15 protein-coding genes and 2 pseudogenes are annotated in these 20,866 nt (G+C 72.0%); 3 read left to right on the forward strand and 14 right to left on the reverse strand.

Translation table 11 applies throughout. From position 1 onward, the window contains the following. Positions 1-14: 14 nt before the first annotated feature. From PV963_RS01480 to PV963_RS01515, 8 genes are all read right to left on the reverse strand, one after another. On the reverse strand, positions 15-512 hold the full coding sequence (locus PV963_RS01480) for a hypothetical protein (RefSeq protein WP_193506544.1): 498 nt from the start codon (positions 510-512) through the stop codon (positions 15-17). 103 nt (positions 513-615) lie between these two features. Further along, on the reverse strand, positions 616-1,215 hold the full coding sequence (locus tag PV963_RS01485; RefSeq protein ID WP_274813795.1) for a CGNR zinc finger domain-containing protein: 600 nt from the start codon (positions 1,213-1,215) through the stop codon (positions 616-618). A gap of 40 nt (positions 1,216-1,255) precedes the next feature. After that, the gene (locus PV963_RS01490; RefSeq protein ID WP_274813796.1) at positions 1,256-2,158 is read right to left on the reverse strand and encodes a universal stress protein; all 903 of its coding nucleotides are present in this window, start codon (positions 2,156-2,158) and stop codon (positions 1,256-1,258) included. 186 nt (positions 2,159-2,344) lie between these two features. Then, positions 2,345-2,587 (reverse strand): DUF397 domain-containing protein, encoded by a 243-nt coding sequence (locus tag PV963_RS01495; RefSeq protein WP_010033039.1) that lies wholly within the window; start codon positions 2,585-2,587, stop codon positions 2,345-2,347. A gap of 82 nt (positions 2,588-2,669) precedes the next feature. Continuing rightward, a complete protein-coding gene (locus PV963_RS01500; RefSeq protein ID WP_274813797.1) occupies positions 2,670-3,836 on the reverse strand; it encodes a thiolase domain-containing protein in 1,167 nt (388 codons plus the stop codon). Further along, complete coding sequence (locus PV963_RS01505) at positions 3,833-4,897, reverse strand: thiolase domain-containing protein (RefSeq protein ID WP_274813798.1); 1,065 nt, start codon at positions 4,895-4,897, stop codon at positions 3,833-3,835. Before PV963_RS01505 ends, PV963_RS01500 begins: the two co-directional genes overlap by 4 nt. After that, the gene (locus PV963_RS01510) at positions 4,894-5,844 is read right to left on the reverse strand and encodes a Zn-ribbon domain-containing OB-fold protein (protein WP_274813799.1); all 951 of its coding nucleotides are present in this window, start codon (positions 5,842-5,844) and stop codon (positions 4,894-4,896) included. Before PV963_RS01510 ends, PV963_RS01505 begins: the two co-directional genes overlap by 4 nt. 19 nt (positions 5,845-5,863) lie before the next feature. Then, positions 5,864-6,664 (reverse strand): crotonase/enoyl-CoA hydratase family protein, encoded by an 801-nt coding sequence (locus PV963_RS01515; RefSeq protein ID WP_274813800.1) that lies wholly within the window; start codon positions 6,662-6,664, stop codon positions 5,864-5,866. A 176-nt stretch (positions 6,665-6,840) separates the two neighbouring features. On the opposite strand from PV963_RS01515, the gene PV963_RS01520 reads away from it, so the two are divergent. Continuing rightward, a complete protein-coding gene (locus tag PV963_RS01520) occupies positions 6,841-8,460 on the forward strand; it encodes an acyl-CoA synthetase (protein ID WP_274813801.1) in 1,620 nt (539 codons plus the stop codon). Between the two features lie 642 nt (positions 8,461-9,102). After that, positions 9,103-11,001, forward strand: coding sequence for a sulfatase (locus PV963_RS01525; protein ID WP_274821905.1), 1,899 nt, complete (start codon positions 9,103-9,105; stop codon positions 10,999-11,001). On the opposite strand, the gene PV963_RS43410 is transcribed toward PV963_RS01525, so the two are convergent. The 3 genes and pseudogenes from PV963_RS43410 to PV963_RS01535 form a co-directional block, all read right to left on the reverse strand. Next, a complete protein-coding gene (locus tag PV963_RS43410; protein ID WP_342456428.1) occupies positions 10,973-11,686 on the reverse strand; it encodes an alpha/beta hydrolase in 714 nt (237 codons plus the stop codon). The genes PV963_RS01525 and PV963_RS43410 overlap by 29 nt on opposite strands. 61 nt (positions 11,687-11,747) lie before the next feature. Next, positions 11,748-12,588 (reverse strand): annotated as a pseudogene (locus PV963_RS43830) (alpha/beta fold hydrolase). Between the two features lie 64 nt (positions 12,589-12,652). Next, on the reverse strand, positions 12,653-14,179 hold the full coding sequence (locus PV963_RS01535) for an acyl-CoA synthetase (protein ID WP_274813802.1): 1,527 nt from the start codon (positions 14,177-14,179) through the stop codon (positions 12,653-12,655). A gap of 155 nt (positions 14,180-14,334) precedes the next feature. On the opposite strand from PV963_RS01535, the pseudogene PV963_RS01540 reads away from it, so the two are divergent. Next, positions 14,335-16,772, forward strand: a pseudogene (locus PV963_RS01540) (penicillin acylase family protein). A 52-nt stretch (positions 16,773-16,824) separates the two neighbouring features. Here PV963_RS01540 and PV963_RS01545 read toward each other — a convergent pair. From PV963_RS01545 to PV963_RS01555, 3 genes are all read right to left on the reverse strand, one after another. Next, positions 16,825-18,090, reverse strand: a complete 1,266-nt coding sequence (locus tag PV963_RS01545; RefSeq protein WP_274813803.1) for a DUF418 domain-containing protein — start codon at positions 18,088-18,090, stop codon at positions 16,825-16,827. Between the two features lie 112 nt (positions 18,091-18,202). After that, complete coding sequence (locus PV963_RS01550; protein ID WP_274813804.1) at positions 18,203-19,756, reverse strand: acyl-CoA synthetase; 1,554 nt, start codon at positions 19,754-19,756, stop codon at positions 18,203-18,205. Further along, entirely contained in the window at positions 19,753-20,862 is a 1,110-nt protein-coding gene (locus PV963_RS01555) for an NAD(P)H-dependent flavin oxidoreductase (RefSeq protein ID WP_274813805.1), read from the reverse strand. The genes PV963_RS01550 and PV963_RS01555 overlap by 4 nt, the downstream gene beginning before the upstream one ends. Positions 20,863-20,866 lie beyond the last annotated feature (4 nt).

Below are 20,866 nucleotides of genomic sequence, written 5' to 3' on the forward strand. Positions count from 1 at the left end.
TGGCCTACTGCCGCTCAGCCCTGCTGGAACAACTCCGCGGGCAGCGGTTTGAGGAGGGCGTACAGGTCGTCCGTGATGGGGCGGTCCCAGGCGGCGATGGTCACCAGGACGTTGTCGCTGCGGTCGAACTGCACGCAGGAGATGCGGCTCTCGGAGAGCTTGACGCGGCGCACGATCAGGAGGTTGTCGCCCTGCATCACCGGCACGTCCTCGGTGCCGACGACGGTGACCTCCTCATCGTTCTCCAGCGCCAGCAGCAGCTGCGCCACCTCGAAGGGGACCTGGCCCTCGGGGACCTCGCGGGCCGGGGAGCCCTCCGGCAGATTGCCGATGATCATCGCGGGACCGCGGCCGCCGAACAGGTCGTAACGCAGGAAGACGCCCTGGCAGGTGCCGTCGGGGGCGGGCAGCAGTCCCGCACCGAGGTTGCCGGGCCAGTCGCCCGGGTCCATGGCCAGTACGTCGAAGTCGGGCCCGGCGGGTGTGGCGCTGCGGCGGCGGAGGAACGACATGCCGCCATGGTACGTGGCCCGGCCTGCGAAGTGTCGGCCGGGCGGCGACCCGATCGGCCCTAGGGGTGTCCGCAAAGTCCCGTCGTCCGCCCGGACAGCACACCTAGGCCGTCGTCCGGTGCCGTTGGTGGTGGCGGGCCACCCGGGCGCGGTTGCCGCAGGACGGTTTGCACCACTCCTGGCGCGGGTGGTCCTTGAGGAAGTACCGCACGCAGCGGGGCGCGTGGCAGGCCCGCAGTCGGTCGCGGTCGGGGCCTGCGAGGAACGCGATCACGGCGCGCGCGAGGGCGGACGTCAGGTCGTCGCCGCCGCGCAGGGGCCGCTGACGGACGTCGGGTCCGGCACCCTCGGGCCAGTCCAGGACGGGCACGGTGGGGGTGCGGGCGGCGGCCGCGTTGAGGCGCCGTAGGGCCTCGGGTACGGGCAGGAGGCGGGCCGCGTCGGCGGGGCTCGGCTCGCCGGGGCGCACCGCGCGGGTGAAGAGCGCGCGGACGGCGGCACGCAGGTCTCGGACGGCGGCGAGCTGCGCGGCGTCGGCGGTGAAACGGCCGGCGTCCGGCAGGACCTCGGGGTGTGCCCGGACCCAGGCGGTCAGGTCTGCCGGTTCGGACAGGTCGTCGGCGACGCCGCCGTTGCCGTCGTGCCGGATGGTGAGGGCGAGGTCCAGGGCGAGCCGGGCGTCCCTGCTGATCGGTTCCCGCATGAGCCTAATGATAGGCCTGCCGATATCCATTACAGCCGGGTCAGTCCTCGGGCGGTGCCGGCGGGACCACCGCGACGGGGCTCGCGGCGTGCAGCAGGACGGCGTGGGTGACCGAGCCCAGCATGCGGGCCGGTGCCAGCAGGTGCCGCCGGTGGCGGCCCACGACGACGAGGTCGGCGCCCGGGGAGGCCGCGACGAGGTGTCCGGCGGCGTCGCCCGCCGCCGGGACCGGCTCGACCGGGACGTCGGGGTGCCGTTCGCGGTACGGGGCGAGGAAGCCTTCGGCGAGGATCCGGGTCTCGTCCTCGATGACGTTCTGGTCGACGATCGGCGGGGGCAGTTCGCCGGGCATCATCCAGGGCTGCGCGGGCCACGGGTAGGCGGCGACCGCCTGAAGCCGGGCACAGCGCCGGGCGGCCTCGGCGAAGGCGAACTCGAGTGTGGCCTCGTCGGGGCCGTCCACCTTCAGGCCGACCACCACGCGCGAGCCGGATCCGGTCTGCGCCTCGCCTTCGATGTCGCGTCCGGGCGGGTGCACCACCACGACGGGGCATTCGGCGTCGCGGGCGGCGGCGATGCCGTTGGAGCCGAGCAGCAGGCTGGCGAAGCCGCCGCGGCCCCGGGAACCCAGGACCAGCAGCTGAGCGGAGGCGCCCTGTTCGGGCAGGACGGCGCTCGGCGCCCCCTCCAGGCCGAGGTACTCCGTGTCCGGCAGGCCGTCGATGCCCTCGAGGTGGGCCCGCACCCGGTCGAGCACCGGGTCGTCCTGCGGGTCCGGCGGTGCGACGGCGAGCAGCTCGGGCTGCGCCCAGTGGGCGTACTGGCGTACGTGCACCACACGCAGGGGCGCCGAACGCCGGCGGGCGGCGTCGAGGGCCCACTCCAGGGCGCACAGGCTGTGGTCCGAACCGTCGACCGCCGCGATGACCGGCAGGGTGCTCATGGGTTCCTCGCCTTCCGGGATACGACCGTGCCTGAGGGCCCAGCCTGGCTCAGGCGCGGGCCCCGGGAGGGCGTCTCAGGTCGCGTGTCCGGCGAATGCGGGCGGAACACCCCCGGATCGGCCGTGGGGTCACGGCCGTCCGGGACGGTTCGCATGGTGCCGCGGTCGAGGTCGCGCGGCGGCGCGTCAGGTGAGGTCGAACTCCCCTTCCCGCGCTCCCGACACGAACGCGCCCCACTCGGCGGGCGTGAAGATCAAAGAAGGGCTCTCGGGGCGGGCACTGTTCCGCATGGCGATGAAGCCCTCCACGAAGGCGATCTGGACATCCCCCCGCCCCCGGCTGCTGGACTGCCACTGTGCGTTGGTGAGGTCCAGCTCCGGCTTGTCCCAGCCCGTGAGCGGGCGCTGCTGGGTGGTGGTCTCGGCCACGTCCGTGCTCCTCCCGATTCGTCGTCCGCGGCCAGCCTAGCGATCGTGCCCCACGGCCAACAGGGCACGTGAAGGGGACCTTTCAGGAGTCCGGGGGTTCGGCTCCCACGAGCCACATCGAGAAGAACTGCGAACCGCCGCCGTAGGCGTGGCCGAGGACCCTGCGGGCGCCGTCCACCTGGTGTTCCCCGGCCTGTCCGCGCACCTGGAGCGCCGCCTCCGCGAAGCGGATCATGCCGGAGGCGCCGATGGGGTTGGTGGACAGCACGCCGCCCGACATGTTGACGGGCAGGTCCCCGTCCAGTTCGGTCACGCCCGCCTCGGTGAGCTTCCATCCCTCGCCCTCGCCGGCGAAGCCGAGGTTCTCCAGCCACATCGGCTCGTACCAGGAGAACGGGACGTAGATCTCGGCGCCGTCGATCTCGCGGCGCGGGTCGGTGATCCCGGCCTGCCGGTAGACGTCGGCCGCGCAGTCCTGGCCGGCCTGTGGGGAGACGAAGTCCTTGCCGGCGAAGAGGGTCGGTTCGCTGCGCATCGCGCCGCCGAGCATCCAGGCGGGCGGTCGCGGTGCCCGGGCGGCTCCGGCGCGGTCGGTGAGGATCATGGCGCAGGCGCCGTCGGAGGAGGGGCAGGTCTCCGAGTAGCGGATCGGGTCCCAGAGCATGGGCGAGGACATGACCTTGTCGAGGGTGATGTCGTGCTCGTGCAGGTGGGCGTAGGGGTTCTTCAGCGCGTTACGCCGGTCCTTGTAGGCGACGAGGGCGCCGACGGTCTCGGGTGCGCCGCTGCGGCGCATGTACGCGCGGATGTGCGGGGCGAAGAACCCGCCGGCTCCCGCGAGCAGGGGCTGCTGGAAGGGGATGGGCAGGGACAGGCCCCACATGGCGTTCGACTCGGACTGCTTTTCGAAGGCGAGGGTGAGGACGGTGCCGTGGACGCGGGCCGCGACGAGGTTGGCGGCGACAAGCGCGGTGGATCCGCCGACCGAGCCCGCGGTGTGCACCCGGAGCATGGGCTTGCCGACGGCGCCGAGCGCGTCGGCGAGGTAGAGCTCCGGCATCATGACGCCCTCGAAGAAGTCGGGCGCCTTGCCGATCACGACGGCGTCGATGTCGGCCCATGTCAGCTCGGCGTCGTCCAGGGCGCGTCGGGCCGCCTCCCGGACGAGTCCCGCGATGGACACGTCCCGGCGTGCCGCGACGTGTTTGGTCTGGCCGATGCCGACGACGGCCACGGGCTCCTTGCTCATCGGGGCTCCCCTTCGAGTACGGCGACGAGATTCTGCTGGAGGCAGGGGCCGGACGTGGCGTGGGCGAGGGCGCGGCCGGACTCGCCGCGGTGGATGCGGGCGGCGGCCTCGCCGATGCGGATGAGACCGGCGGCCATGATCGGGTTGGCCGCGAGGGCTCCGCCGGAGGGGTTGACGACGACCCCGTCGCCGAGGCGGAGGGCCTTGCGCAGGACGACCTCCTGGGCGGTGAAGGGCGCGTGCAGCTCGGCGGTGTCGACGGGCCGCTCGAAGGCACCCGCCCGTTCGGCGGCCAGGCGGGTGGACGGCGAGTCGGTCAGGTCGCGCACACCGAGGCCGTGCGCCTCGACGCGGTGGTCGATACCGCGGATCCAGGCGGGGTGTGCGCACAGGTCACGGGCCCGGTCGCCCGCTGCGAGGATCACGGCGGCCGCCCCGTCGCCGATGGGTGGGCAGTCACCCGTGCGCAGGGGCCGGACCAGGTAGTCCCCCTGCGCCACCGGCCCCTTGAGTTGTGTGTGCGGGTTGGCGGACGCCGCCTCACGGTTGCGGGAGGCGACGGCCGCGAGGGCGGGCTCGTCGGTGTCGCCGGCGTCGATGAGGGCCTGCGCCTGGAGGGCGGCGAGCGCCACGGAGTCGGGCCACAGAGGTGCCACGTAGTACGGGTCGAGCTGGCGGGTCAGGACGTCGCGGACCGAGCCGGGCGAGGACTTGCCGTACGAGTAGACCAGGGCGGTGTCGGCGTCACCGGTGAGGAGTTTGGTCCAGGCCTCGTACAGGGCCCAGGCGCCGTCCATCTCGACGTGCGACTCGGAGATCGGCGGCCAGGCGCCGACACCGTCGAGGGCGAGGGTGAAGGAGAAGGCGCGGCCGGCGAGGTAGTCGCTGGAGCCGGAGCAGGTGAAGTCGATGTCGGCGGTCTTCAGGCCGGTCCGGTCGAGGACCTCGTGCAGCACCGGCATGAGCATCTCCACCTCGGAGAGCTCCTCGCTGCTGCGCCGGTGGACGGTCTGGGCGAAGGCGACGACGGCGATCTGGCGGTCCCCCGGTGCGCTCGTCACAGCAGCTCCTTGTAGGTGTCGTAGTCCGCGTCCGGTTCGCCCGTGGGCCGGTAGTGGTCGGGGTAGCGGGCGCCCTCCGTCCACACCGGTTCGACGCGCAGCCCCATGCGGACCTCGTCGTACGGGATGCCGCCGATACGGCCGTGCAGTGCGAGGTCGGCGCCGTCGAGGGCGATGTGGGCGTAGACGTAGGGCACCTCGATGTCGAGATTCGCCGTGTGTGCAGCCTTGATGTTGACGATGCAGAACGTGGTCACTGTGCCGCGCGGCCCTACCTCGACCTGCTCGGATGTGGCCACCCCACATGTGGGGCACGCACCCCTCGGCGGGACGTAGACCTTGCGGCAGGCGGGGCAGCGCTCGCCGACGGTCCTGCGGCCGGAGAGGGCGTTGATGTAGGCGGTCTGGGCGCGGCCGGGCGAGTAGGTGTAGTCGAGGCGGGCGGCGGCGACGATGCCGGTGACCGGGTCCGCGAACTCCCCCGTGTGCCCCGTCGGTTGGGCCCGGCTGCCGTCGTACGGCTCGAAGCAGGCGATGTCCGTGATGGCTCCGGTGCGTTCCTCCGCCCAGCGGATGCGGACGCGCATGCCGGTGTGCACGGCGTCGGGGCCCGGGACGTCGAGGGCGTGCAGCAGGGCGGTGTCGGCGCCGTCGAGGCGGACCAGGGCCCAGGCGAAGGGGGTGGTGAGGGGCTGGCCGCGGCGGGGGGCGTGGTTCCAGGCCCAGGTGGTGACCGTGCCGGTGGGGGCGACCTCGGTCAGGTCGCGGATCTCCTCGGCGGTGACGGGGTCGTACTCGACGGGCGGGACCAGGGTGCGGCCGTCGCCGGTGCGCACACCGAGGACGACGCGTTCGCGCAGGCCGGTCAGGAAGGCGCTCTGGACGGGGCCGAGGGAGCGGGTGAAGGGGAACTCGACGACGAGAGGGGCTTTGAGGACTTCGGGCATGCCGGAGGGCTCCTTCGGATCAGGCGCGCTTGTAGACGGGCGGTCGTTTCTCCGCGAAGGCGCGGGCGCCCTCCTTGGCGTCGGCGGTGTCGAAGACCGGCCAGCCGCGGGCGAGTTCGGCCGCGAGACCCTCGGACTCGGTCATCTCGGCGGTCTCGTAGACGGAGGCCTTGACGGCCTCGACGGCCAGCGGGCCGCAGGAGTTGATCTGTCCGGCGATCTCCAGTGCCTTCGCGAGCGCCCTGCCGTCGGGTACGACATGGCCGACCAGGCCGATGGCGGCGGCCTCGCGGGCGCTGTAGGGGCGGCCGGTGAGGAGCATCTCCAGGGCGTGGGTGCGCGGGATCTGGCGTTGCAGCCGGACCGTGGAGCCGCCGATGGGGAACAGGCCGCGCTTCACCTCGAACAGACCGAAGGTCGCGGACTCCCCGGCGACACGGATGTCGGTGCCCTGGAGCATCTCGGTGCCGCCCGCGACGCAGTATCCCTCGACGGCCGCGATCACCGGCTTGCGCGGGCGGTGGTGGCGCAGCATCGCCTTCCAGTGCAGGTCGGGGTCGGCCTTGAGCCGGTCGCGGTACTCCTCTCCGGCCATGCCGTGGCCGGCGAGGGCCTTGAGGTCCATACCCGAGCAGAACGAGCCGCCCGCGCCGGTGAAGACGATCGAGCGGACCGAGTCGTCCGCGTCGGCCTCCAGCCAGCCGTCGTAGAGGCCGACGAGCATCGGCAGCGAGAGCGCGTTCCTGGCTTCGGGCCTGTTGAGCGTGAGTATCAGCGTGGCGCCTTCGCGCTGCACGGTGAGGTGTTCCGTCCCACCCATGGCCAACTCCCCTCTCATGGAACGAGAACAGGTTGCAGTAGCGCGGGAGGCACTTCAAGGGTTTTCTGACAGACAGTCAGATTTCTTCGCGCGAGCCCTTCACAGTTGGACCGCCCTTTGCTCTGATGACCGGCGAACCGTCCGATGCCAGGCACGTCCCGGGGTCAGGAGGAGCGGTGGAGTACAACCTTGCCGACCTGTTCGAGTCGGTCGTCGACGTGGTCCCCGACCGTGAGGCGCTGGTGTACGTCGACCATCCGGGCACGGGTGCGGAGCGCCGTCTGACGTACGCGGAGCTGGACGCGGCGGCCAACCGCGTCGGCCACCATCTGCTCGACAGCGGGATCCGGCCCGGGGAGCATCTCGGGCTGCACCTCTACAACGGCGTGGAGTACCTCCAGACCGTGCTGGGCTGCCTGAAGGCGCGGATCGTCCCGGTCAACGTCAACTACCGATATGTGGAAGAGGAGTTGGTGCACCTCTACCGCGACGCGGATCTGGTGGCGCTGGTCTTCGACGCGGAGTTCACGGACCGGGTGGCGGCCGCGCGGCCCCGGGCGGAGAGGCTGCGGCATCTGATCCGGGTGGGTTCTCCGGCGCCGGGGGCCGCCGCGGTGCCCTGTGTGGAGTTCGCCCATGTGGAGGCCGCGGGGTCGCCCGAGCGCGGCTTCCCGGCCCGCTCTCCCGATGACCAGTTCATCATCTACACCGGCGGTACGACCGGAATGCCCAAGGGTGTGATGTGGCGGCAGGAGGATCTGTTCTTCGCGGGGCTCGGCGGGGGCGCGCCGACCGGTGAACCGGTGAAGAAGCCGGAGGAGCTGGCCGACCGGGTCGCGGCCGGCGGGGAGGGAATCACCTTCTTCCCCACAGCCCCCCTGATGCACGGCACCTCCACCCTCACGGCGTTCATCGGCTTCAACTTCGGCCAACGGGTCGTGATCCACCGCAAGTTCGTGCCCGAGGAAGTGCTGCGGACGGTGGAGAAGGAGAAGGCCAGCAGCATCTCGCTGGTCGGGGACGCGATGCTGCGGCCGCTGATCGACGCGCTGAGCGGTCCGCTGCGGGACATCGACCGCTCGTCGCTGTTCAGTGTGTCGTCGTCCGGCGCGATCATGTCGGACACGGTGCGCCGGCAGTTCCAGGAGCTGGTCCCGAACGCCATGGTGCTGAACAACTTCGGCTCCTCGGAGTCCGGTTTCAACGGGACGGCTACGGAGGACTCCGGCCCCGAGCGGGGCTTCCGGGTCCGGGTCAACGCCCGCACGCAGGTGCTGGACCCGGCCACGTACGAACCGGTGGCGGCCGGTGAGGTGGGCCGGATCGCCCAGTGCGGCCATGTGCCGCTCGGCTACTACAACGACCCTGCCAAGACCGCCGGGACCTTCTTCGAGAAGGACGGCGAGCGGTGGGTGTTGCTCGGCGACATGGCCACCGTCGACGAGGAGGGTGTGGTCACCGTCCTCGGCCGCGGCTCGCAGTGCATCAACACCGGCGGCGAGAAGGTGTACCCGGAAGAGGTGGAACAGGCCCTCAAGTCCCACCCGGACGTCTACGACGCGCTGGTGGCCGGGGTGCCGGACCCGCAGTGGGGCCACCATGTGGCGGCCGTGGTGCAGTTGCGGGAGGGTGCGGCGCGGCCGTCACTGGAGGACATCCGAAGGCACTGCCGTGACCGGCTGGCCGGTTACAAGATCCCGCGCCAGCTGGTGATCACGGAGTCGGTCCAGCGATCGCCGAGCGGCAAGGCGGACTATCGCTGGGCGCGGGAGGTCGCGATCGCGGCGGACGGGTGATTCTCCGGCCGGTCGATTGAACCCAAGGTGACGTGCGGACGTACTGGTGGTGGCAGGCTCGGTGACCGGGCCCTGTTTGCCATGCCTAGCAAGACCGCACGGAAGGACCACCGGGTGTCGCTCTTCACTCGCTCCCAACAGCAATCGGGCACGACCGGGAGCGGGGCGGAACCGGATGACGATACCGGCGCGGCGGGGCCGGGCGGCGGGACGGCGACGGTGGATTCCGACGGTGGCGCGGCGACGGTGGATTCCGACGGCGACATGGCCGCGGCGGAGTCGGACGCGGACGCGGACGCGGCAGGCCCGGACCGCGACGCCGACGCGGCGGAACGGGACAGCGGCACGGACCCCGCGGAACCGGAGGGCGACGTCGGCACGGCAGGCCCGAAAGGCGACGCCGGCACGGTGCAACCGAACGGCAACGCGACCCCGACCGACGCGGACGACTGCACGGACACGGCGGGACCGGCCGGTGGTACGGCTGCGGCGGATTCCGACAGCGGCACGGCCGCGGCGGAGTCGGACGCGGACGCGGCAGGCCCGGACCGCGACGCCGACGCGGCGGAACGGGACAGCGGCACGGACCCCGCGGAACCGGAGGGCGACGCCGGCACGGCAGGCCCGAAAGGCCACGCCGCCATGACAGAACCAGGCAGCGACACGACCCTGTCGGACGCAGACGGCAACACCGGCACGGCAAGCCCGGACGGCGACGCCGCCACGACGGAACCACACAGCGACACAGCCCCGGCGGACGCGGACAGCGGCGCCGCCGCAGCGGACCCCGGCCGTGACACCGACACGACGCCCCCCGCCCATGCCCCTGCCGCGCGAGAAAAAGGTGACGACGCCGTTGAGGGGGCGGCTGCGGTGTCGGACAGGGCGAGGTCCGGCTGGTTCGCGTGGCGGCGGCGTTGTCCCCGGGCGGCGCGCGGCGTCAGCGTGGGGACGACCGTGCTGGCCGGTGCGCTCGTGGTGTTCGCACTCTTGCTGCCGAACCGGATGGAGCGGATCGAGTTCGCCTCGTTCGTCCGTATCCCCGCCGAGGGCGTGCTGCTCGCGGGTCTGCTGCTCGCGCTGCCGCCGAGGCCCCGGCGGATCATGGCGGTCGTCTCGGGCGTGTTCCTCGGGCTGGTCACGGTCCTGAAGTTCGTCGACATGGGCTTCTACCAGGTGCTGGCCCGGCCCTTCGACCTGGTCCTGGACTGGATTCTCATCGAGCACGCCACGGACTTCCTCCGGGAGACGTTCGGCCGTACCGGGCAGGTGCTGGCCGTGATCGGGGTGATCGTGCTGCTCGTCGCGGTGCTGGTCCTCACGACCCTCGCCGTGGTGCGGCTGACGAACCTGATGGTCCGGCACCGTCCCGTCGCCGCCCGTACGACGCTGATCCTCGGCACGGCGTGGATCACCTGCATGACTCTGGGCGTGCAGATCGGCACCGTGCCGATCGCCACCAAGGGCAACGCGGAGTTCCTCGGCAACCGGGTGGACCAGGTGCGGGCCGGTCTGAGGGACGCGCGGGTCTTCGAGAAGCAGGCCGCCGTGGACGCCTTCGCGAAGACACCGCCGGACCAGTTGCTCACGGGGCTGCGCGGCAAGGACGTCCTGTTCACCTTCATCGAGAGCTACGGCCGGGTCGCCATCGACGACCCGGCGATGGCGAAGCAGACCGACGCGGTACTCAAGGAGGGCACCGCTTCACTCAAGGCGGCCGGGTTCGAGTCGCGCAGCGGCTGGTTGCAGTCGCCGGTGACCGGCGCCGGCAGCTGGCTCGCCCACTCGACCTTCCTGTCCGGTCTGTGGATCAAGAACCAGCAGCGGTACCGCAGCCTGACCACCAGCGACCGTATGACGCTGACCAACTACTTCCGCAAGACCGGCGCCTGGCGGACCGTCGGCATCGTCCCGGGCGTGCGACGGGCCTGGCCGGAGGGGAAGTACTTCGGCCTGGACCACATCTATGACTCGGAGCGCCTCGGCTACCACGGCCCGTACTTCAGCTGGACGCCCGTGCCCGACCAGTTCAGCATGGAGGCCTTCCAGCGCCTGGAGCACGGCAAGAAGGACCGTGAGCCGATCATGGCGGAGATCATCCTGGCCTCCAGCCACAACCCCTGGTCGCCCATCGCCCGCATGATCGACTGGGAGGACCTCGGCGACGGTTCGGTGTTCCACCAGATCAAGAAGGAGGGCACCGACCCCACGGAGGTCTGGAAGGACCCGGAGAAGGTGCGCACCGAGTACCGGCGTGCCATCGAGTACTCGATCCGGAGCCTGACCGAGTGGGTCGAGCGCTACGGCGACGAGGACACGGTGCTCGTCTTCCTCGGCGACCACCAGCCGGTGCCGACGGTAACCGCCGGGGACACCGGCAAGGACGTGCCGATCACGATCGTCGCCCACGACAAGAAGGTCCTGGACCGGGTCGCCGACTGGGGCTGGACCGACGGCATCAAGCCGGCCCCGGACGCGCCCCGGTGGGGCATGGACAAGTTCCGCGACCGTTTCATGACGGCGTACGGTCCGCAGGGCTGAGGAACTCCGCCACGGCCGCGAGGAACTCCTCGGGCCGTGCCTCGTGGACCAGATGTCCGGCGTCGATGGTGACGCGCCGGGCATCGGGAAGCAGTTCGGCGAGGGCGGCGACCTGCTCCTGGGGGATCAGGCTCGTCGGCCCGCCGCCGATCAGCAGCGTGGGCATGGTGATCCGCCCCATGTGGTCCCACCACATGGGATCCGGGGCGTTGCGCTGTTCGTCGGTGGCGAGGATCATCGCCCAGTCGAACGGCAGGTCCCCGCCGGGGTGTTCGGCGGGCGGGCGCGGCGGGTCCAGCGGGAAGGGCGCGGGTACGTCCTCCAGGACGAGCCCCCGTACGAGGCGCGGGCTGTGCTGGGCGAGCAGGCAGGCGACGGCGCCGCCGAGCGAGTGGCCCACGACGTCGGCGCGGGCGATGCCGAGCGCGGCGAGGAAGGCGAGCACGTCGTCGCGCATGGCCTCGTAGGCGTATTCGCCGGGCCAGTCGCTGCGGCCGTGCCCGCGCAGGTCGGGGGCGTACACCCGGCGGGGTCCGGCGGCCAGGGCGGGGGCGATCTCCGCCCAGTCGGCACCGTCGGCCCCGCGGGCGTGCAGGAGCACGACGGGCGGCGCGTCCTTAGGCCCCCAGACGCGGTAGGCCAGGGTGATGCCGTTGGCCCGTACGGTGCGCGGTTCGGTGTCCATGCCGGGCACGGTAGCGGGATGACGACCGCGAGTCGGGCGCGCTCTGCGGACAGCAGAGGATTCAGTCCCGTGCGTGGAAGAAGCGTGCGACGCGTCGCACGAACCACTCCGGGTCGTCCAGCCACGGGTAGTGTCCCGCCCCCGGCTGCACCGCGAGCTCGGCCGCCGGGAACACCTCGGCCGCGCGCCGGGCCAGGCCGGGACGCGGGCCGCCGTCGACCTCACCGGCGAGGACGAGCACCGGGGCGGTGACGCGGGCGAGCGCGGTCCGAGTCGTGTCCGGGTCGTAGGCGCCGTCCGCCCCGTAGCGGTCCGCCGCGTCGTCGTTGCTCTCGTCCTCCTCGCGGTCGGCGTGGGCGCGGGCGGTGTCGTCCAACGGCCGTAGAAGAACGGGATGAACACGGGGTCGAAGTCACCGGTGCCGGACAGCCAGGCCTCGAACGCCGGGAACGCGTCGGCGAACCAGGGTTGCGACGCGCGCAGCCGGGCCGCGGCCAGCCGGTCCTCGGCCGTCGCCGGCAGGCCCAGCGCCCACGGGGTGGCGGTGATGAGCGCCAGCCGTGCCAGCCGGTCGGGATACCGAGCCGCGTACAGCATGGCGAGACTGCCGCCCGCCGAGTGGGCGAGCACGTCCATCCGGTCCAGGCCCAGGTGTCGGCGCAGCGCCTCGACGTCGTCGACGAGCCGGTCGCAGCGGTAGGTCGCCGGATCCTCGGGCACCGCGGACTGTCCTGTGCCGCGCAGATCGAGGAACACCAGCCGTCGGTGGGCGTCCAGCCCGCCCAGGTTCCCGAGGTACCCGGAGGCGCGCATGGGCCCGCCGGGCAGCACGACCAGCGGCTCGCCCGTGCCGCGTATGTGGCAGGCGAGCCGGGTCCCGTCCGGGCAGTGAAGATCGGCATGGCGTCGATCCTCACGTGCTCAGGGGCTTCGGCACAACGGGTTTCGTCGAGGGGCGGAGTGACGTCACCGGGCCGAGGTCGCAGGTCCCGGCTCGCCTCCGAGGGTCGTCCTGAGCTCCCGCTTGAGGATCTTCCCGCTGGCGTTGCGCGGGAGGCCCTCCACGAACACCACCCGCTTCGGGGCCTTGAAGGGGGCGAGCTTCTCGCGGGTGTGCGCGATGAGTTCCGCCTCGGTGACCTCGCCGCGTGGGACGACGACGGCTGTGACGGCCTCGATCCAGCGCTCGTCTGGCAGGCCCACGACCGTCGCCTCGGCGACCCGGGGATGGGTGTACAGGGCGTCCTCGACCTGGCGTGAAGCGACCAGTACGCCACCGGAGTTGATGACGTCCTTCACCCGGTCGACGATCGTGTAGTAGCCGTGCGCGTCCCGTACCGCGAGGTCGCCGGAGCGGAACCAGCCGTCGCGGAAGGCCTCGGCGGTCTCCTCGGGCTTGTCCCAGTAGCCCTCGCAGAGCTGCGGAGAGCGGTAGACGATCTCGCCGGGGGTGCCGACCGGTACGTCCTTGCCGTCCTCGTCGACCACCCGCGCGTCGACGAACAGCACCGGACGGCCGCAGGAGTCCATGCGCCCCTTGTGCTCTTCGGGCGCCAGGACCGTGGCCAGGGGGCCGATCTCGCTCTGTCCGAAGCAGTTGTAGAACGCCAGGTCCGGCAGGCGTTCCTGCAGCCGTTCCAGGACGGGGACCGGCATGATCGACGCCCCGTAGTACGCCTTGCGCAGGCCGCTCAAGTCGCGGGTGGCGAAGTCGGGGCGGTTGGACAGGGCGATCCAGACGGTGGGCGGGGCGAACAGGCTGTCCACGCGGCCTGCTTCGACCAGGTCGAAGAGCCGGTCGCCGTCGGGTGCGTCGAGGATGATGTTCGTCGCGCCGACCGCGAGGTAGGGCAGCAGGAAGACGTGCATCTGCGCCGAGTGGTAGAGGGGCAGCGAGTGCGCGGGACGGTCGCCCGCACTGAGGTCGAGGGCGGTGATCGCGCTCAGGTACTCGTGGACCAGGGCCCGGTGCGTCATCATCGCGCCCTTGGGCAGGGCGGTCGTCCCGGACGTGTACAGCAGTTGCACCAGGTCCTCGGTGCGCGGCTCCGGGCCGTCGTACGCGGGCGCGCCGGTGAGCCGGGCGAGGAGTGAGTCGTCGGCGTCGCGCAGGGGCAACGACCGTACGCCGTCAGGGAGTTGCCCGGCGAGGTCCGGGTCGGCGAGGACCAGGGCGCTGCCGGACTGGCCGACGATGTACGCGAGGTCGTCGCCGGTCAGGTTCTGGTTGACGGGTACGTGCACCAGGCCCGCGCGGGCGCAGGCCAGGAAGGCGATCAGGTAGGCGTCGGAGTTGTGGCCGTACGCGCCCACCCGGTCGCCCGGGGACAGCCCCTGGCCGAGGAGGACGCTCGCCGCGCGGGAGACGGCGGTGTCCAGTTCGTCGTACGTCCAGGTGCGGTCGCCGTACTCCACCGCGACGCGCGCCGGGGTGCGTCGGGCGCTGCGCCGCAGGACTGCGTCGACCGTGCTGCCGTGTCCGGGCGTCGTCATGACACATGATCCTCGGTTCACCGCCGGGCGAGGTCAAGAACCGAGGGACTCAACCCTGCCGCCGTCAGAGGCGTCCGGTGTGATGGTACTGACGTGCGCATGCGGCACATCCGCACGCTCAAGTCTCCTTTCCCTCAATGACATTGGAGGGCACGATGCGCAGCCGCCTGAGACGACTCGTTCTCGGGGCCACGGCCCTGTTCACGGCCGCGTCCGCGTTACCCGCGGCCGCCGCCCCGAGCCAGGGACGAGCGGAGCAGCACCCGTCCCGCGACGGACTGTCCGCCGTCATCCGCTACACCGAGTACGGCATCCCGCACATCCTCGCGAAGAACTACGCCGACCTGGGCTTCGGCACGGGCTGGGCGCAGGCCGCCGACGAGGTCTGCACGCTGGCCGACGGGTTCGTGACCCTGCGGGGCGAGCGGTCCCGGCACTTCGGTGCCGACGCGGCCGCGGCGGCGCCCTCTCCGGGGCCAGGACGAATCTCGCCAGTGACCTGTACTTCCGCGGGGTCCGTGAGACCCGCACGGTGGAGAAGTTGCTCGCCGAGCCGGCGCCCGTGGGCCCGAGCCGTGAGGTACGGGACATGATGCGCGGCTGGGCGGCCGGTTACAACGCCTGGCTGAAGCAGAAGAAGATCACGGATCCCGCCTGCGCGGACGCATCCTGGGTCCGCCCGGTCACCGAGCTGGACGTGGCCGCCCGCGGCCTCGCCATCGCATCGATCTCCGGCGAGGGGCGCTTCGTGGACACGATCACGGCCGCGCAGCCACCGACCGGAGCCGGCACCGCCTCCGGCACCCCCTCCTCCCGGCCCGCCGCCCGCACGCCGGACGCGAAAGCCGTGGCGAAGGCGGCCGACGAGCTGTGGGGCGACCCCGGCATGGGCTCCAACGCGGTCGCCTTCCGCGGCGACACGACGGCGAACGGCAGCGGCCTGCTGCTGGGCAACCCGCACTATCCGTGGCAGGGCGGACGCCGGTTCTGGCAGTCGCAGCAGACGATCCCGGGCGAGCTGAACGTCTCCGGTGGCTCTCTGCTCGGCACCCCGGCGATCTCCATCGGTTTCAACGCACATGTGGCGTGGAGCCACACCGTCTCGACCGGCATTCCGGCCAACTTCCACCAGCTGACACTGGATCCGGCCGATCCCACGACGTACCTCGTCGACGGCCGGCCGGAGCGTATGAAGAAGCGGACCGTGACGGTCGCGGTGAAGGACGGCGCGCCGGTCACCCGCACCCAGTGGTGGACCCGCTACGGCCCCGTCGTCACCTCCCTGAACTCCCAGGTCCCGCTGCCGTGGACCGGTACGACGGCCTACGCCCTGCACGACCCGAACGCCGCGAACCTCCGCTTCGCCGACACCTCGCTCGGCTTCGGCAAGGCGCGCAGCACGGACGACGTCCTCTCGTCGCTCGCCCGGCACCAGGGCATCCCCTGGGTGAACACGATCGCGGCCGACCGCGCGGGACATTCCCTCTTCACCCAGTCCCAGGTGCTTCCGCGCATCACCGACGAGTTGGCGGAGCGCTGCTCGACGGCGCTGGGCAGGACCACGTATCCGGCGTCCGGTATCGCGATCCTCGACGGCTCGCGCGGCGACTGCGCCCTGGGCAGCGATCCCGGCGCGGTGGCGCCGGGCATCTTCGGGCCTGCGCGGATGCCGACGCTCAAGGACGCGCCGTACGTGGAGAACTCCAACGGCACCGCGTGGATGACCAACGCCGACCGGCCGATCACCGGATACGAGCGGGTCTTCGGCACGGTGGGGACGGAGCTGGGCCTGCGCACGCGCGGCGGGATCGAGGACGTGGCCGCGATGGCGGACCGGGGCCGCCTGACCGTACGCGACCTGCAACGGCAGCAGTTCGCCAACCGGGTGCCCGCGGGTGATCTCACCGCGGCCGACGTGGCACGGGCCTGCGCCTCGCTGCCCGGCGGCACGGCGACGGGGAGCGACGGCAAGGCCGTCGACGTGTCGGAGGCCTGTGGGGTGCTGACGGCGTGGGACCGCACCATGGACACCGGCAGGCGGGGCGCTCTGCTGTTCGACCGGTTCTGGCGGAAGCTGGAACAGGCGGTGCCGCCGGCCGAGTTGTGGAAGGTGCCGTTCTCGGCGGCGGACCCGGTGCGTACGCCGAACACGCTGAACACGGACGCGCCCGGCTTCGCCATCGCCCTCGCCGACGCGGTGGCGGAACTGCGCGCCGCGGGCATCGCGCTCGACGCGCCGCTCGGCGCGCACCAGTTCGTCGTCCGCGGTGGTGAGCGCCTTGCGATGCCCGGTGGCTCGGGGAGGCTCGGCGTGTGGAACGTGCTCGAACCGACGTGGAAGGCGGCCCAGGGCGGCTACACGGAGGTGCCGTTCGGCAGCAGTCACCTCCAGGCGGTGGGCTGGGACGGCAGCCGCTGCCCGGTGGCCCGCACCCTGCTGACGTACTCCCAGTCGTCGAACCCCGAGTCGCCTCACCACGCCGACCAGACCCGGCTGTTCTCCGGTGAGAAATGGGTGACGTCGCGCTTCTGCGAGAAGGACATCCTGTCCTCGCCGAAGCTGAAGGTCGTCCGGGCGCACGAGCGCCACTGACCGTGGCTGAGGGGGTGCCGCTCCCGGTCGGGCGGCACCCTCGTTCATCTCCTCACGCCCGGTCGGCCCGGGTCCCGTACATCAGCCGGCGCAGCACCACTTCGGCGGGCCCCCGGCGGCCGGTCCGTTCCAGTGCGTAGGCTCCGGCCACGGTGACCAGCCAGACGGCGAACGCGAAGAGTGCCATGGTCGTGCTGCCCAGGTGGGCGCCGAGGCCGAGTCCCCAGGCGGCCAGCACCGGGGCGAAGAGCAGCGAATGGGCGAGGTAGCAGGACAGGGACCGTTTGCCGACGGAGACCACCGCCGTCACCGCCGTCGTGCCGCGGCGGGGCCCGCGGGTGGTCCACCAGTGCGCGAAGAGGGCGACGGCCGCGACATAGCCGAGGCCCGCGGCGTTGCCGGTGACGTCGCGGAGGGCCGTGAGCGCCCCGGATTCGCTCTGCATGTCGTCCGGCACGTGCAGGACGCCGATGTGGGCGAGGGCGGCGGGCAGCGCGCCGAGCCATCCGGCCGCGATGCCGATGACCGCCGTCCGGCGCAGCAACGTGCGGTGGCGGCCCGGTTCCTCCAGGATGCGGCGGCGCGCGGCCCGGAAGCCGAGCAGGAAGAGGATGTACCCGCCGCCGACGAGGGTCAGCGGGGCGGCGGCGAAGGTGACGAACAGGCCGGTCTCAAGCCGGGTGCCCGCCGCGGTGAGCCAGTTCTCCTCGTCCGGTGCGTACGCCTTGAAGCCCGCGTCGGCGTCGGCGTCGCCCATCGTGCCCAGCTCGCCCTGGAGCAGCGCGGAGATGACGGGCCCGGCCGTGATGAGCGCCATCAGGGCGATTCCGATCCAGATCCACCACGTCAGAGCGCGTTCGCCGCGCCGCAGGAAGGCCAGGCCCAGGACGAGACTCAGGACGCCGTAGAAGCCGATGATGTCCCCGGACATCAGCAGTGTGGCGTGCGCCAGGCCGATGACGATCAGCCAGAGGCTGCGCCGGCGCAGGACCTTCGCCGCGACGCGCCCGTCCGTGCCGGCGGCGGTCTGGCGGAGGTAGAGCTGCATCATGCCGTAGCCGAAGAGGAAGGCGAAGAGCGGGTAGATCCGCAGGTCGAGCACCATGATCATGGTGAACTGCACGGCGTGGTCGAGCCACGAGCCGTCCACGGGCTGCCATCCGGAGGGCCCGCGCCGGGCCGCCCACAGGTGGAAGGCGGTGTTGGACAGCACGATGCCCAGCAGCATGATCCCGCGGGCGAGATCGGGGGCGAGTGCCCGTTCGCCGGGCCGTACGCCCCCACGCCGCAGCGGTGCCTCTTCGGTCGCGATCGTCATGGCTTCACGCTAGGAAGGCGGGGCCCGGCCGGACATCGGCCGGAGGGCGAGCGGGCGCCGACCAAAGGATGACCCCCGTGCCCGCCCGTGCGACCAAAGCCGCACCGCCGCCTCACACCGGCCGGGTCCGGCCCTCCCAGTACGGCTCCCGCAGCCGTCGCTTGTACAGCTTGCCGTTGGGGTCGCGGGGCATCTCGGTGATGAAGTCGACGCTCCTGGGCCGCTTGTAACCGGCGAGCAGGTGCGCGCAGTGGTCGAGGAGGTCGGCCGCGAGGGCGGGCCCGGGCCGGTGTCCGGGGGCCGGTTCGACGACGGCCTTGACCTCCTCGCCCCAGTCGTCGTGCGGGATGCCGAAGACGGCGGCGTCCGCGACGGCGGGGTGGGCGAGCAGGGCCGACTCGATCTCGGCCGGGTAGATGTTGACGCCGCCGGAGATGATCAGGTCGATCTTGCGGTCGCGCAGGAAGAGGTAGCCGTCCTCGTCGAGGTGGCCGAGGTCGCCGACGGTGAAGAAGTCGCCGATGCGGTTCTTGCGGGTCTTGGCCTCGTCCTTGTGGTAGGAGAAGCCGCCGGTGTTCATCTTCATGTAGACGGTGCCGAGTTCGCCGGGTGGCAGCCGGTTGCCGTCGTCGTCGAAGATCGCGAGTTCGCTGATGGGCCATGCCTTGCCGACGGTGCCGGGTTTCTTCAGCCAGTCCTCGGCGGTGGCGAAGGCGCCGCCGCCCTCGCTGGCCGCGTAGTACTCCTCCACACAGGGGCCCCACCAGTCGAGCATGGCCCGTTTCACGTGGTCGGGGCAGGGGGCCGCGCCGTGGATGGCGTGCCGCATGGAAGAGACGTCGTAGCTGTCCTTCACCTCGTCGGGCAGGGCCAGCAGGCGGTGGAACTGGGTGGGGACCATATGGGTGTGGGTGCAGCGGTGGGCGTCGATGAGGCGGAGCATCTCCTCGGGCGTCCACTTGTCCATCAGGACCAGCCGGTGGCCGATGTGCAGGGACGCGCCGGCGAACTGGAGCACGGCCGTGTGGTACAGCGGTGAGCACACCAGGTGCACGTTGTCGTCGAAGGGCCGGATGCCGAAGATGCCGAGGAAGCCGCCGAGGTAGGCCTCCTCCGGCGGTTTGCCGGGCAGCGGGCGCCGGATGCCGCGGGGGCGGCCGGTGGTGCCCGAGGTGTAGTTCATGACCCAGCCGAGCGTGCGGTCGACGGGCGCCGACTCGGGCTGACCGTAGAGGAGTTCGGCGTAGGGGCGGAAGTCCTCGACCGGGCCGACGGCGTACCGGTGGGTGGCCGGGAGGCCGGCCTCGTCGGCGGCGTGCCGTGCCGCGTCGGCGAAGCGCTCGTGGGCGAGGAGGACCTTGGCGCCGGAGTCGGAGACGATCCACGCGATCTCCGGTCCGACCAGGTGGTGGTTGACGGGGACGAGGTAGAACCCGGCCTGGCTGGCGGCCAGGTACGCGGTGAGGAACTCGACGCCGTTGGGCAGGACCACCGCGAAGGTGTCGCCGCGTTCCAGCCCGGCCGCGCGCAGGCCGTGGACGAGCCGGTTGGCGGCGGCGTGCAGGCGGCCGGCGGTCCACTCCTCGCCGTCGGGGGCGACCAGGACCGCGCGGTCGGGGTCGGCGGTGGCCTGGGCCCAGAAGCCCGCGGGAACACTGCTGGTCACTGGCCGCTCCTTCCGGCGATGCGGTTGATGCGGTCCACGGCCTGTTCGAAGCCGCGGGTGAGGTCGTCGAAGACGGCCTGAACGCTGCGTTCGCTGTTCATCCGGCCGACGATCTGCCCGACCGGGGTGCCGAGCAGGGGATCGACCTCGTACTTCTGGATGCGCGAGACGGCCTCGGCGACCAGCAGGCCCTGCAACGGCATGGGCAGCGGGCCGGGCCCGGCCGGGTCGTCCCAGGCGTCGGTCCACTCGGTGCGCAGCTGGCGTGCCGGTTTCCCGGTCAGCGCGCGGGAGCGGACGGTGTCGCCGGAGCCGGCCGCGAGCAGCTTGCGGGTGAGCGCGGGCGAGTGGAGGTCCGCTTCTGTGGTGGTCAGCCATATGGAGCCGAGCCACACACCTTGAGCACCGAGGGTGAGTGCGGCAGCCACCTGCTGTCCGCTGCCGATGCCGCCGGCGGCCAGCACGGGCAGCGGGGCGACGGCGTCGACGACCTCGGGGGTGAGCACCATGGAGGCGATCTCGCCGGTGTGGCCGCCGGCCTCGTAGCCCTGCGCCACGACGATGTCGATCCCGGCGTCCTTGTGCTTGCGGGCGTGCCGGGCGCTGCCCGCGAGGGCGGCGACAAGGACGTCCTGGTCGTGGGCGCGGGCGACGACGTCGGCGGGCGGGGAGCCGAGGGCGTTGGCGAGGAGCCGGATCGGGTACTCGAAGGCAACGTCGAGCTGGGTGCGGGCGACCTGCTCCATCCAGCCGGTGATGCGCCAGCCGGACGCCTCGCCCTCGGCGAGCTCGGGCACGCCGTGTTTGGCGAGGGTGTCCCGGACGAACTGCCGGTGTCCCTCGGGGATCATCGCCTCGACATCTGCTTCCGTGACGCCCTCGACCTTCTTCGCCGGCATCACGACGTCCAGGCCGTACGGCCGGCCGTCCACGTGCGCCTCGATCCAGTCCAGGTCCCGTTTGAGCTCGTCGGGGGCGGTGTAACGGACCGCGCCGAGCACGCCGAAGCCGCCGGCCCGGCTGATGGCCGCGGCGACGGCGGGGAACGGCGTGAAGCCGAAGACGGCGTGCTCGACTCCCAGTGTCTGGCTCAGCTCCGTCTGCATGGGC

Origin of the sequence: Streptomyces coeruleorubidus (assembly GCF_028885415.1) — a bacterium.
Lineage (GTDB): Bacteria > Actinomycetota > Actinomycetes > Streptomycetales > Streptomycetaceae > Streptomyces > Streptomyces coeruleorubidus_A.